At 70.7% G+C, this 13,735-nt stretch carries 10 protein-coding genes and 1 pseudogene; 6 read left to right on the top strand and 5 right to left on the bottom strand.

Translation table 11 applies throughout. The features are described from left to right. Positions 1-750 precede the first annotated feature (750 nt). Both ACZ4A5_RS14525 and ACZ4A5_RS14520 read right to left on the bottom strand, forming a co-directional pair. Positions 751-1,509, bottom strand: a complete 759-nt coding sequence (locus tag ACZ4A5_RS14525) for a hypothetical protein (RefSeq protein WP_467582555.1) — start codon at positions 1,507-1,509, stop codon at positions 751-753. After that, positions 1,488-2,324 carry a hypothetical protein gene (locus ACZ4A5_RS14520; protein WP_467582554.1) on the bottom strand — a complete coding sequence of 279 codons (837 nt, stop codon included), beginning with the start codon at positions 2,322-2,324 and terminating at the stop codon, positions 1,488-1,490. Before ACZ4A5_RS14520 ends, ACZ4A5_RS14525 begins: the two co-directional genes overlap by 22 nt. 186 nt (positions 2,325-2,510) lie before the next feature. Here ACZ4A5_RS14520 and ACZ4A5_RS14515 point away from each other — a divergent pair. Next, positions 2,511-2,639, top strand: a pseudogene (locus ACZ4A5_RS14515) (VOC family protein); the annotation flags it as partial. A 173-nt stretch (positions 2,640-2,812) separates the two neighbouring features. Beyond that, a complete protein-coding gene (locus ACZ4A5_RS14510) occupies positions 2,813-3,481 on the top strand; it encodes a hypothetical protein (RefSeq protein ID WP_467582551.1) in 669 nt (222 codons plus the stop codon). Between the two features lie 278 nt (positions 3,482-3,759). Here the strand turns inward: ACZ4A5_RS14510 and ACZ4A5_RS14505 are convergent, their stop codons facing one another. Beyond that, on the bottom strand, positions 3,760-4,869 hold the full coding sequence (locus tag ACZ4A5_RS14505; protein WP_467582549.1) for an FAD-dependent oxidoreductase: 1,110 nt from the start codon (positions 4,867-4,869) through the stop codon (positions 3,760-3,762). A 124-nt stretch (positions 4,870-4,993) separates the two neighbouring features. Between ACZ4A5_RS14505 and ACZ4A5_RS14500 the strand changes: the two genes are divergently transcribed. Next, positions 4,994-5,587: a TetR/AcrR family transcriptional regulator gene (locus ACZ4A5_RS14500; protein WP_467582547.1), complete on the top strand. Its 594-nt coding sequence runs from the start codon at positions 4,994-4,996 to the stop codon at positions 5,585-5,587. 266 nt (positions 5,588-5,853) lie between these two features. Next, a complete protein-coding gene (locus ACZ4A5_RS14495) occupies positions 5,854-6,558 on the top strand; it encodes a Clp protease N-terminal domain-containing protein (protein ID WP_467582545.1) in 705 nt (234 codons plus the stop codon). A gap of 141 nt (positions 6,559-6,699) precedes the next feature. On the opposite strand, the gene ACZ4A5_RS14490 is transcribed toward ACZ4A5_RS14495, so the two are convergent. After that, entirely contained in the window at positions 6,700-8,280 is a 1,581-nt protein-coding gene (locus ACZ4A5_RS14490) for an IucA/IucC family protein (RefSeq protein ID WP_467582543.1), read from the bottom strand. A 41-nt stretch (positions 8,281-8,321) separates the two neighbouring features. On the opposite strand from ACZ4A5_RS14490, the gene ACZ4A5_RS14485 reads away from it, so the two are divergent. Then, a complete protein-coding gene (locus ACZ4A5_RS14485) occupies positions 8,322-9,821 on the top strand; it encodes an IucA/IucC family protein (RefSeq protein ID WP_467582541.1) in 1,500 nt (499 codons plus the stop codon). 117 nt (positions 9,822-9,938) lie between these two features. Here ACZ4A5_RS14485 and ACZ4A5_RS14480 read toward each other — a convergent pair whose 3' ends face one another. After that, on the bottom strand, positions 9,939-11,417 hold the full coding sequence (locus tag ACZ4A5_RS14480) for an MFS transporter (protein WP_467582539.1): 1,479 nt from the start codon (positions 11,415-11,417) through the stop codon (positions 9,939-9,941). 808 nt (positions 11,418-12,225) lie between these two features. Between ACZ4A5_RS14480 and ACZ4A5_RS14475 the strand changes: the two genes are divergently transcribed. Further along, entirely contained in the window at positions 12,226-13,710 is a 1,485-nt protein-coding gene (locus ACZ4A5_RS14475) for an MFS transporter (protein WP_467582537.1), read from the top strand. The last annotated feature ends 25 nt before the right edge of the window (positions 13,711-13,735 follow it).

The following is a 13,735-nucleotide window of genomic DNA, read 5'->3' as shown; positions in this document are numbered from 1 at the left end:
CTCTCCCCCCTCCCTCGGCGGGGGGCAACAACCGTCTTTCCCTTTCGCTTCACCCCCCCCCCCCCCCCCCCCCCCCCCCCCCCCCCCCCCCCCCCCCCCCCCCCCCCCCCCCCCCCCGGGCCCGTCCACCGCACAACCGGCCGGGACAACACCGTCGGCCCACCGGCGCGGCCTCTCTCAACGTCCCCTGGAGTCCGGCAGGCAGCCTGCTGATCCCCCATCAACCGGCCTATCGGGCGAGCACATTCAGACCTCATCGCGGACCGAGTTAGCCTCAGAGGCATGGGTGATCTGCTGCCGCTCCTGGCCATCTTCGGTGGACTCCTCGCAGTCCTGTGCGGCTTTGTCTGGCTGGCGCTCCACGTGCGTCGCCGGGGCACCGAGGGGTCCGGCGTCACCGCGGCTCTGGCGGCTTGGGAGGAGGCGTACCGCGTGACTTCCCATGAGTCGTACTGGGAAATCAAGGCGCAGGCGGAGCGCCAGTCCCCCGCCGTGTCGCCGGACGGCCACTGGCGACCGCGCGGCCATGACGCGACGCGGGCGGATGTGAGCAGCCGGGAGCCTCTTCCCAGGCGCTCTCATCGAGGCCGTACGATCCTTCGGCGCCTGGCACGGCGGATGCGTGCCAGGCCGACGGAGTAGGTCAGCGGGGCGCGGCTGGGTCGGGCAGGGCGGGGGCGAAGCCCGGTAGGACGGCGCGCCGTCGGCGCTTCCGTGTCGTGTTCCTTGTCTTTCCCGCCTGTTGTGGGGTCAGTCGCGCGGAGTGAGCAGGATGACGGCTGCCGAGTACGGGGCGAGCGAGGTCGGGGCCGGCCCGCGGTGGACGGTGGGAGCCGTGTCGCCCTGACGCCAGCCGAGCGTGCGCTGCACGCGGTACGCGCCGGGCAGGTCGAGGTGGAACCGCTGGGCGTGCCGCGGGTCCTTGTTGACGACGACCACCGCGAGGGTGCCGTCGGCCCGGCGAATCGCGTGCGCGCCGAGGGCGGGGTCGGCCGAGGAGACGGCCAGGGTCTTCCCGCCGCCCTTGAGCGCGGTGGTCAACAGCTTCATGGTGTGGAACGGTGCGAACGGGGTCCCGGCCGGGGGTTCGCACGGCTGCGGTCCGGACCAGTCGGCCGGGCAGGTGCCGGAGGAGAGCAGTCCGAGGTCGCCCCAGGCGCTGCCGCCCCCTGCGGTCTGAGGGCCGTTGCAGAGGGCCCACCAGTCGACCCGTGAGACGCCGTTCTCCATCAGCGACAGGTTGCTGTCCAGCAGGTACAGGGCGCCGGCCGCGCTCCGCTGGCGCGGGTCGCCCTCGTTGTCGAGGTTGGTCTCGCCCGCGACGATGTCGAGCCGGTGGCCCGGTCGCGAGGCGTGGTCGAGCGACGCGCGCATGGCGGCCATGGCGGGCGTGGTGGCCACGGTGTCGGCGAGCAACTCGGCCTCGGTGGTGGCTTTGTCGTACCGCGCTTGGTACCAGTGGACGTCCACGAAGTCGACGGCGTCGGTCAGCCCAGGGGTGTCGAGCACGCGTCGGCCCATCGCTTGGCGGACTGGTTGAGCCCGCCGGGCTCGTTCGTCTTCGCCGGGTCGTACGGGAAGAGCTCGATGCCGACGCGGATGCCCGGGTCGACGGCCTTCATGGCCTTCGCGTATTCGATGCTGTCGCGGGCGTATGCCTGCGGTGACTTGCCGGGATGCGCGTCGGGCTCGCGGACCCGCAGGTTCTGGCCGGGTGGGGTCGGCCCCGCCGGCCTGTTCCAGCCGTTGAGGTAGTTCTCCTCGCCGATGACCCAGTCGCGGACGTGGTAGCGGTGTGTCACGTTCGCGTAGCGCACCCAGTCGGCGGCCTCCCGCGGGTCGCCCGGTTTCGGAGCGTCGTCGGTGCTGGGGTGTCCCTTGGTGTCGGTCGGCCCGGTCCCGTAGTTGACGTGCACCATCATGCGGGCGCCCGCGGCCCGGGCGGTCCGCGCGAACTGGTCGAAGGTGAAGCGCGGGGTGAGCTTCTCGTACCCCACGCCGTTCGGGCCGTTGTACGGGCCGTACGGATCGGGGCTGAGCCAGCCCCCGTGGTCGAAGTGGTAGAGGTCGGTGGGCCCGCCCGCGTTGAACGACAGCGTGGTGATGCCCGCTTCGCGGATCAGCCGCGGTGTGTCGCTCCGCATGAGATTCGGCTCCCAGAAGGGGGTGTTGACGCCGACGGCGTCGGCCGGGATGTCGGCTGTGACCCGTCCGCTGACCGTGACGCTCACCCCGGGTGGTGTCCTGGCCTGGGCAGCCGGGGCGAGGGCAGTCCCGGCGAGGACGACGGTACTGGCGGCCAGGGCGATGGCGCGCTTCGACATGGTGCGTTCCTTTGTCGTGACGGGCGGGTGATAGGCCGTCAGTTTTTCGGAGCGCGGGGCCGGGGCGGCAGAAGAGTTCGTCCCTGTTGAGCGATGACAGTTGTCACACGGCATGCGCCGATGTGGGCCTGAGCGCACGGGTCAGGTTCTGGCAGGCGCCCGGACCGGCCCAGTTGATGTCCAACGGGGCCGCGGGCGTACTTCCAGCGCGTTCCCGAGGACGAGGCCGTCAAGAACCGGTTGCATCTCGACATGCGGGCCGGCCCGGGACTCGTGGGTGAAGAGCGCCTCGCCACGCTCGAAGCCGAGTGCGCGGCGGATCGGCCCGAGAGCCGCCCCACCGACGGTTGTTGACCATTGCATTACTGCTTTACTTTTTCTTGGTGGTTTTGTCAGGACGTATGGACGAGCCTCTTCGCAACACACGGTGACGAATCCGGAGTGACGGATTCTCGCCGTTCTCTCGTCCCATGAAGGGGAGTTGTCCGGTGAAGAGGACCACAAGACGTCGCCACGTCGGTCGGATAGCCGCGCTGTCCGTGGCGGCGGCAGGCGTCCTGGCGTCGATGACCCTGCCGGCGCAGGCGGCCGACGGCATGCCCGCGGGCCAGATCATGGCCGACTGCGCGTCCGGTGTCGGCAAGTGCACATTCAACGATCCCAAGATCGGCAAGGCGTTCCTGGGGAACCAACGGCGGGTCTCCGACGAGCTGCACAACTGCAGCAGTTCGGATGCGACACAGACCTTGAGCTGGTCCGACACAGTGGGTTCCAGCGACAGCGCCGGCGTGACCATCAGCGCCGGCGGAAAGATCGCGGGCATCATCGACGTCAGCGTCCAGGCGTCCTACAGCCACACTTGGTCGAGTTCGCACTCCGAGACCAGTTCACTGACCGTGACGGTCAAGCCGGGCGAGATCGGCTGGGTCTCCCGCGCCCAGGCGATGCAGAACATCTCGGGCACCTGGCAGACCCACTACGACTCCCCCAAGGCGGGCCACTACTACTGGTACCTCCCGGACACCGTCACCGGCCCCGCTCCCAACGGGACCGACGGCGTGCGCAACGCGGTCGTCGTGAAGACGCGCCCCATGACGGCCGCTGAGAAGCAGTCCTGCACCACCCAGCAGGTGAAGGCCTTCCGGGTAGCGCGCTGACGCGTACTCACGCACCACCGGCGGTGACACCGCCGACCCTCCGACCGGCCGCGCAGCCCACTCCCCTGTCGCTGCGCGGTCGAACCGGCCCGGCCCGCCGACCCGAGCTCCCCGCAGGGCGGGCCGGGCCGCCCCCTCGAAATCCCCCGAGGCGAGCCCCGTCCTGCTCGCACGGTCGACCGCCCGGCACTCGCGCAACGCCCGCCTCCACCTCGACCCCCTCGGGAGCGACCGCCGGAGAGCGCACGTGACCGACGCGGGCCCGGGGGCGGTGCGGCTCAAGGGGCCGTCGCGGGAACGAGGTGGTCGAGCCCCTGCGCACTGGCCGTCGCGGCCTCGATCGAGCGCGGCAGCATGACGCTCTCGTAGGCGCGGACGGCGTCGTCGGTGCTGGATTCGGTGACGAGTGCGCGGGCGAGGTCGGCGCCGTCGAGCATGGCGAGATTGGCGCCCAGTCCGACCGGGGGCATCAGGTGCGCGGCATCGCCGAGCAGCGTGCCGCCGGGAACGTGCTCCCAGGTGTGCGAGGCGGGCAGGACGAACAGGGACCGGTTGACGAACCCGTTGTCGCCGTTGCGCAGGATGTAGCGCAGGCTCTCGTCCCAGCCGTCGAACATCGTCAGCAGGTGCCTCCGCACGGCCCGCTCGTCGCCGAGGTCGACGCCGGCGGCCACGTGCCAGTCCTGCGGCGCGCGGAGCGCGATGTAGGCGCGGATGTGGCCGTTGCTGTTGCGCTGGGCGACCAAGGACATGCCGGCGCCCTTCACCAGCATCGATCCGTTGCCGACCAGCCGCGCGAGGTCGGGATGGCGGGTGTCGCAGTGGTCGAATCCGGTCTCGATGAAGGTGACACCGGTGTAGCCGGGTACGGCGTCCGACAGGGCCGGGCGGACGCGCGACCAGGCGCCGTCGGCACCGATCACCAGGTCGAAGTCCTCGGCGGTGCCGTCACCGAAGAGCAGCCGGCAGGTGCCGTCCGCCAGTGGGGTGACCCCGCTGACAGCGCGGTCCCACCGCACCGTGCCTCCGGTGAGCGAGTCCAGGAGCAGACCGCGCAGTTGGCCTCGGTCGATCTCCGGCCGGGTGTCGGAGTCGGAAGGCCCCTGCTGTGCCAGAGGGGCTGCGGTAGCGAAGTCGAGCACCCGCCACTCGTCCCCTTCGGGGTGGGCGAGGGCGTGGAACCCGTCGAGCAGCCCCGCCGAACGCAAGGCGGCCTGGCCGGTGTCGGCATGCATGTCGAGGGTGCCGCCCTGCGGGCGGGCAGCGGCGGAAGCCTCGCGTTCGAAGACCGTGACGGCGCGGCCGTGTTGCTGCAGCACTCGGGCGCAGGTGAGGCCGCCGAGGCCGGCGCCGACGATCGCGATGCGGGGATCACGGACGGAATTCATGGGAGTGCCCCTCGGGAGGTGGGTGAGTCGCCGGGTTACCCGGCATCTCCAAGAAAGCACATCCACTCAATAAGTGCAATGACTAAACTTTCATAGTGGATGCACTTCGAGGTAGGGTGCACGGGTGACCGAACCGACCGGGCGCCGCGAGCGCAAGAAGGCCCAGACCCGCCAGTCCCTGGCAGACGCCGCACTCGAGCTCTTCCTCGAGCGCGGCTACGACCAGGTCGGCGTCAAAGACATCGCCGACGCCGCCGACGTCTCGGTGACCACCCTGTTCAAGCACTTCTCCGGCAAGGAAGCCCTGGTCTTCGATCAGGCCGACGACCTGGAGGCGGCCCTCGTCGCCGCCGTACGCGAGCGCCCCCAGGGCCAGTCGATCCCGCAGGCGTTGCGCGAGCACCTCCTGCTCAAGCAGACCCAGCTCGCGGTTCACGCCGCGGACCCGCGGTTCGCCGACTTCACGCGCATGGTGCAGGAGACTCCCGCGCTGCGCGACTACGCCCACCGCCTGTGGACGCGCCACGAAGAGGCCCTGGCGAGGGCCATCGCCGAGGCCGCGGGCGCACCCGAGGACGATGTCAGCTGCGCCGCCCTGGCCCGCTTCGCCCTTGAGTCCCGCAGCCTCATCCAGCAGCACCCCGAACCGCACCGAGCCGCCGACGAGATCTTCGCGCTCCTCGAACACGGCTGGTCAGCCGCCCACCCGGGCAGCTGACCCGGGCCACGGGGCCCCGGTGCGCGCCTCCGGAAGGGCCAGCATGACCAGCCGTCAGTTCAGCACGGCACTCGGCGGACGGACAGACAGATCACATCCACTCGACATCCAACCGCCGAGCCGCCCCACGCAAGTTCGGCGCGCTTGAGCAATCGTGATCAGGTTCGACTGTCGCACCGAACCGTCCCGCGAAGGCGTGGAAGCACCCCGGAAGTAATCGTCAATTACTGGTTGACGATGAATGATCGTCAACTTAAAGTTGACGCATGAGTCCACTCGACATCAGCCTCGCCGACCTGATCGCCCGGCTCGACGAGGAGCTCCCCGACTCCGACGAACTGGCTCGCATCAGCGAGGCGCGCCTTCGCGCACAGACGCTGTCCGACCTCGGTGACCAGCTCATCGACCACTACGTCAGCAAGGCCAAGCAGACCGGCGCGTCATGGACCGAGATCGGCGACGCCATCGGCGTGTCCAAACAGGCCGCCCAGCAACGCCACACGCCCGCCGCGTTCGAGCGCTTCACCAACCTGAACCGGCACAGCATCGTCCTCGCGCAGGAAGCCGCCCGGACGCACAAGCACGACTTCATCGGCACCGAACACCTGCTGCTCGGCCTGCTCGGCGAACCGCGGGGCCTGGCATACGCGGTGCTGGTGGCGGCATCCGGGTCGGAGCAGCGCATCCGCGACGCGATCAGGGAAGCGCTGCCGCCGGCCGGGGAGAAGGCGCCTCGGGGTCACATCGCGTTCCGGCCGGAGAGCAAGGAGGTCATCGAGCAGGCACGCCGCGCGTCGGCCGGCCTCGGCCACGACTGGGTCGGCACCGAACACACCCTGCTGGGCCTGATCCGCACCGAGGAGAGCCCGGCCGCGCGAATCCTGCGCAGCCTCGGATTCACGTCGGACGAGCTGCACGAGACGGTCAAGACCGAGATCACCGAACGACAGGCCGCGCGTGACAAGCAATAACAAAACGCTCCGTCACCGCGAATAGCCGGACCGGCTGACCCGGCCTCCCCACCCGACACGGGGCGGTGCACGCGCACCGCCCCACCGCGTGGTCTACGGCAGCTGCCACGGCATCCCAAGGCTCATCCCGTTCACCCCTTTTCACGTCGTCGCGGCCGGACCGCGCGTACGCCAACTCGGTGCGCAGGTCGGGTATCCGACCACCAGCGGATTGGGAACAGGCAGATAGCAGGGGTCGGTACCGCTGGCGCCGATCCATCGCGAGAGGAGATTCGCTTTGGCCGGGACCGTCGGCGCCGCGAGGAGGGTGAGGGCCTCGGGGAAGCCGCGTTCTTCGGCGTACCGCTCGAACTCCCGCCGCGCGGCCGGCCACAGCACCTCGGCGGCCCCGGGAAAACGGTGTTCGAGGGTGTGGGCGATCTCGCTGAGATTGTTCACGACGAGGCAGTACACAAGGCGCTGCCAGGCCGCCCCTCTCGGCACCTCGGGGATGGTCTTGGCCCCCTCGGTGTCGCGGAAGACGGCCTGGACGGGAATTCCGTCCGTGTCGACGGCGATCAGGGTGTTCTGCAAGTGGCACTCGACCGCCACGCCGTGCCGGGCATACGCCTCCAGCACAGGCGGGACGACCTGCCGCAGATAGGCCGACCACCAGGGCAGCGGGTCGGTGAGGCGGTCAAGGGGGTTGCCGTCGAAGCCATCGGGGAGCGCGGCGGCCAGCACCGCGGTGGCGCCCGGCACCAGATGCCCGTCCAGGCCGTCGCGGACCAGGACCGGGAAGGTCTCGTCGAGGCCGCGCACCGTGCGGTGCCCGCGTTCGCTCAGCCAGGCCGCGGGCCCTTCCACGGCCGCGAAGGCGGCGCTGACCCGCGGATCGGTGCGGCGTACATGGCGCAGTTCGTGCCGCCGCATCCGTCGGACGTCGTTGGTGATCTGCACCTCCAGACTGAACTTCAGGAACAGGTCACCGGCCCGGCCCGCGCCCTCGGACCTCCGGGGGACGTGGACCGTGCGCACCGAGGAAGTGGCTTCGGCCTTCCAGGGTGTGGCGCCCAGCCGGACCAGGCGGCCCTCGGCGAAGGCGGTGCGCACGGCCGGCAGGCGGTGGGTGAGGTCGAGCTGCCAGGGATGGACGGGCAGCAGGCGGTAGCCGGGCGGGGCTTGGCCCAGCGCGTCGAGAGCGCGGGTGTCACCGTCGTCGATCACCGCGTCCTCGCGCACGCCCAGGAGCACGAGCGGGAAGCGGGCGTATGCCTCGGGGGCATAGCGCAGCCAGGCGGCGGGCGGTCCGCCGCCGCCGCGGGACTTGGGGGCCGGATGGAAGGGGTGGCCCATCACCAGGGCCTGCTCCGAGCGCAGCCACACATCGTCGGGTGGGGTGGCGCGGGCCCGGGCGGCGAGGATGGCCTCCACGGCCGCGCGGCCGGCGGTCACCTCGGCGACCAGGGCGGAGTTGGCGAAGCCGGTGGCGGCGCGCATCTCGCGGGCGGTGAGGTCGACGAGCTCCGCGTGGCACAGGCGGCGCCAGATCACGCCGGTCCACAGTTCGGGCGAGGAGGGCCGGTGGCCGGTACGCACGCGGAGCAGCCGGCCGCCTGCGCGCAGGCGGTGGACGGCCTGGCCGGCGGACGGCTCCCAGGCCGGTTCGGCGGCCTCTCGGAGCAGGCAGTTGAGCAGCGGCGCGATGGACAGGGCGTCGGCCGCTCGGGATAAGTCACGCATCGCCCTCAGTATGTGTGGAACGCGCCCGCGTGCGGTAGGAGATGCGCGTGTGCGGTACCGTCGCGGAGCGGGAGACAGAACGTCAACTTAGCGTCATTCGACCGGAGTTGACTGACACCTATCTGACCGCCCTGCCCGGGGCGCGAGCCGCGACGCTGGCACGGTTATGGCGGGGGCTGGTCCACGAGCCACACCCCTGGGTCACCGGCCGCGCCACCGGCCGTGACGGCGTCACGCTCCGGCTGGCGGACGGGCGGCATCTGCACGGCCCGCCCTCGGACCCCTGGGCGACAGGGACGGCGATCGCCTCCCTTGAGCTGGACGGCCGCCCGTACGAGCATCCGGCCCGGCTGCTGACAGCCCTGGCCGTGCCCGGCGGTGAGCGTTTCTCCGCCGAACTCGACCACAGCACCGCCTCATTGGCGCTGTCGCGCACCGCCTCTGCCCCTCCTGAGCCACCGGCGGCGCCGTGGGAGTGGGAGCAGCGGTCGTCCGACGGACATCCCTATCACCCCACTTGCCGGTCCCGCCCCGGCTTCTCGGCCGCCGAGCAGCTGGCGTACGCACCGGAGCACCGGCCGGTGGTCACCCTCCGACTCGCGCCGGTCTCCGACGCCACGGTGCGGGGCCCGTGGCCGGCGGAACTACGCGACGGCCACCTCACACTGATCCCGGTGCACCCCTGGCAGGCCGAGCACACCCTGGAAGGCCGGGCGCTGCTTCCCGGGCCTGCGGCCCATCCACTGCTGTCCCTGCGCACGCTCGACCTCGGGCAGAACCTGCACGTCAAGACGGCGTTGAGCACCCAACTCACCTCCGCGGTGCGGGACATCTCCGCGTATTCGGTGGAGAACGCCGTGATCACCTACGACGTCGCCGAAGCCGTCGCGCAACGCCTGGGTGGCCGACTGCACCTCACCCGGACCCTGTCGGCGGCCGGAGCTGGCACACCGGCTCTCGCGGCGGTGCTCCGGGAATCTCCGTACGGATATGCCGGGACCGGCGAGCAGGTGGCGCCCGTGGCGGAACTGCCCGCGCACTTCGCACCACTCCCCCACGGCGAGCGGCAGAACCGGATCATCGAGTTCGCGCACCTCGCCCTCGGTGTCTGCCTGGACCTGCTGGACCTCGGGCTGGCCCTGGAGGCTCACGGGCAGAACCTCCTCGCCGTTCTCGACCGGGAAGGCCGGGCCCGGCGACTGGTCTACCGCGACCTCGCCGACATCCGCATCAGCCCCGCCCGGCTGGCCCGCCACGGGTTCCCACCGCCTCCGCTGACCGGCCGGCTGCTGAACGACGAGCCCGCCGTCCTCCGCCGCAAGGTCTTCAGCTGCCTGGTCACAGGCGCGCTGGGCCCAGTGGCAGGAAGCGCCCAAGCCCTGGGCACGATCCTCCAGGCCGCCACCCGGGGCCTGCCCCGGACCCCCGACCTGCGGGCCCTCATGACGGAGCGGCTGCCGGCGAAGGCCCTGACCTTGAAGCAGCTCGATCCGAAAAGCGAGCAATGGGCGCTACTGCCCAACCCGGCCTTGCTCGGCTGAATCAGGACGTACCTGACGGGCCGACCTGCCCGACGGCGAGAAGCCGGCCGACGGGTACGGGCCGCTGGAGGACGGCCCAGGCCCCGGCCGACGTTGTCGCCGGGGCCTGGGAGGGGCTCAGTCAACCTGGTTGTCGGCCTGCTTGGGCAGGCAGAACATCAGCGCCCACATCAGGGCCAGGAGGCCGCTGACCCACCACAGCACGGTGACGAACGCGTCGCGGTTGAGTCCGGCGTCGGGAGAGCCGCCGGTGACGGCGAAGAACACCACGGCGGTCAGCGCGGTGCCCAGCGCGATGCCCAGGTGAATGGCGGTGTTGAACAAGCCCGAGGCCGAGCCGGCGTCCTCGTGCGGGACCCTGGCCAGCGACAGATCGGCGAGCGGGCCGGAGACCATGCCCAGGCCGAAGCCGATCAGCACCACCGGAGCGGTCATCGCCAGAAGGGACAGGCCGGCCTGCTGGCTGCCGATCTGGAGCCCGTAGGCGACCATCGCAGCGGTCGCGATGAGGGCTCCGGTCTGCGGCAGACGGCGGGCGAAACGTCCGGCGGTCTTCGCCGCGACCGTCGCGCCGCCCAGTTCTCCCACGGAGAGCAGCACGAAGGCCAGGGCCGCGTGGAACGGGCTCATACCCAGTCCGCGCTGCAGGTACAGCGTCCAGGTCATGAAGAACAGGCCGCACAGCAGGCCGTGCAGCAGGTCCGCGGCCATGCCCCCGGAGAACTGCCTGACCCGGAAGAGGGTCAGCGTCACCAGCGGGGAGCTGCCCTGCCCGCGTCGCTGGTGGCGCAGGAAGACACCGAGGACAAGGGCGCCAGCGGCGAGCATGACGAAGCACCACAGCGGCCATCCGTGGGCGTGGCCCTCGGTGAGCGGGAAGAGGATCAGGACGATGGCCAGGCCGGAGAGCAGCATGCCGACCACGTCAAGCCGGTCGGCCTTGCGGACGGTCGATTCGGGGATGAATGTGCGTCCGAGGAGGAGTACGGCCAGCCCGACGGGCACATTGACCAGGAAGATCGGCCGCCAGGACAGCCCGAACAGGTCGGCCTGGGTGAGCACGCCGCCCAGGACCGGGCCCAGGACGTTGGCGATGGCCAGGACGGCCCCGTACAGGCCGAACGCCTTGCTGCGGTTCTGGCCCTCGAAGGTGACGTGCATGGTCGCCAGGACCTGAGGGATCATCACGGCCACGCCGACGCCCTGGAGCAGGCGGGCGCCGATCAGCACGCCCGGGCCGGTGGCCAGACCGCACAGCAGCGAGGCGGCGGTGAACACGACGGTGCCGATGAGCAGGGTCCTGCGGCGGCCGTAGAGGTCACCGAGCCGTCCGCCGGTGATCAGCCCGATGGCGATGGGCAGGGAATAGGCGGTGGTCAGCCACTGCACCGCGACCGGTCCGCCACCGGTCGACTCCTGGATCGCGGGCAGGGCGGTCAGGACGACCGACTGGTCGAGCATGTTCATCAGCTCGGCGGTCAGCAGCACCAAGAGGGCGATCCAGGCCGCCAGGGCCATTTTCGGGCGGCGAGGTGCTGGGTGGGTCGGGGTCTGGGTGGTGTACTGCGGCTCGTTGCCGAGCGCGGAGGAAGACACGACGGGAAAGCTCCTGATCCGATGGAATCGGGGAGCCCTGCCGACAGCCGCACCGGGGCCGGAAAACACCGAAGCCCGGGGCAGACGGCAGAGCTGCACCCGGGAAGGAAAAAGCGAGGATGGGTGACGCAACTCAGGCCAGCGCGACGTCCGTCCTCGGACACGTGCGACAACACAGCACGCGGAGAACACGGACGACTACATGGCCTGGTTAATAAGTCGTCACCCCAAGATCGGCACAGAAGGAACAGGAATTCGGTCACTGCGACCAGGACTCGGCGCAGGGGCCCGTTCACGATAGGACATCCCAGGCCCCCGACGCACACGAGTTTGTGGCCCCCACTGTCGGGCGACCGGCAGAAGAACAGATCTCCCCTCTCCAGGCGACACATACCGGCCTTCATGGAAACAGCGGTACCGAAAGCAGAGTGATACACGGCAGGGGCGCCGATGAGGCCCGGATGCGCCGGGCCTCATCGGCCCCGCTCCCCCGGTCACTGGGGACGGCCCGGAAAACCGTTTTTCTCCGCCGCAGGCGCCCGCCTATGCTGGCCGGGTTCTTTCCACTGCCCTCTGTGGGCGTGTGCTCGTCCTTCGAGGTGATGACGTATTTCCCAGGCCCAGTAGCCGTTCTTCCAGGGCTCTGCCCGCGGACCCTCGCCTGCGCTGACAGGCGGTTGGTGCTGTCCGCTGCGAAGACGGTGTTCCCGATGGTCTGGGCTCCGTGACATTCTCCTGTGCGCAGTAGGCGTACACGGGCCTCGGCCTGCCCGCTTCCCTACTGCTCCGAACAGGAACCCCCCTCTCCGTGTCCCGTGACACCCGCAACTCCCCGCCCCGCCCGGGCCATACCGCCGCCGGACCGTCGTCGCGCCGTGGCAGCCTGATCATGCTGGCCGTGGTGCTGACCGGCGAACTGATGGCCGTCCTGGACGCCTCGGTGGTCGACACCGCCCTGCCCACCATCCAGGCGGACACCGGGGCCTCGGCAACCGGCCTCCAGTGGACCCACGCCGCCTACGCGCTCGCCCTCGGCATCGGGCTGATCACCGGCGGCCGCCTCGGTGACCTCTACGGCCGCAAACGGACCTTCCTGCTCGGCACCGTCGCCTTCACCGCCGCCTCTGTGCTGTGCACCCTCGCCACCGGCCCCACCACGTTGATCGCCGCCCGCGCGGCGCAGGGCGCTGGGGCAGCGGTCATGATCCCGCAGACCCTGGCCACCCTGCACGTCACCTTCGAGGGCGGCGCCCGCGCCAAGGCGTTCGGCCTGTACGGAACCGTCATCTCGGTGGGCAGCGTCGCCGGGCCCGTTCTGGGCGGCGTCCTCACCCAGGCCGATCTGTTCGGCCTGGGCTGGCGTTCGATCTTCCTGATCAACGTGCCCCTCGGCGTGGCCACGGTCCTGCTCGGTCACAGGTACCTGACCGAGTCCCGCGACAGGCAGGCCCCTCGCGTCGACCTCCTGGGCGTGGCCCTCTCCACACTCGGGCTGCTGTTGATCGTCTATCCCCTCAGCGCGGGCGACGCCCACCGCTGGCCGTGGTGGACGTTCGCGGCCATGGCCGCGGGCGCGGCCGTACTCGCGGGCCTGGTCCTCCATCAGCGGATCAAGACCCGCGAGGGAGGCTCTCCGTTGGTGGTGCTGTCCCTGTTCTCCGGCCGGCCCTTCTCCGGCGGCCTGGCCGCCCAGCTCGTCCTCGGCCTGCTGTCCGGCCTGTTCTTCATGTGCTGGACGCTCTTCATGCAGCAGGGCCTGGGCCTGAGCCCGTCACGAGCGGCGGTCGGCTTCCTTCTTCTCACCCTCGCCGAGATCTGCGGGGCCTGGCTGGCCATGTCGGCCGTCACCCGGCACCGACGCCGCATACCTCAGACCGGCGCGCTGTTCGCCGCTCTGGCCCTGGGTGTGTTCCACCTGTTGGCGACCACGTACGGCACCGCTCTGTCGATGACCGCCATGGCCCTGCCGGTCCTGGCGCTGGGGTTCGGCATGGGCATGGTCGGCGCTCCGCTCACCGACCTCACCCTGGGCCGCGTCGACGACGCACACGCCGGCTCGGCCTCCGGCCTGTTCAACACCGCCACCCATCTCGGCATCGCACTGGGAGTCGTCTTCACCGGGGTGGTCTTCTTCTCCCACGACCAGACCGCGACCGCACGCGGCGCCGACGTCGTCGTTGCCTTCACCGCGACGCTCCCGTATGTAATCGGCGGCCTGCTGACCATGTGGGTCCTGATGTTCTTCCTGCCCCGGCCAGGGCATCGCCGAGAGGAGCGCAAGGGCCGCCAGTAGCGGCCGTGAGGTTCGGCGGGTCACG

This window comes from Streptomyces sp. NPDC025618, assembly GCF_055558795.1.
The sequence above is the reverse complement of the archived record's forward strand: the minus strand, read 5'-3'. Positions and strand labels throughout refer to the sequence as shown.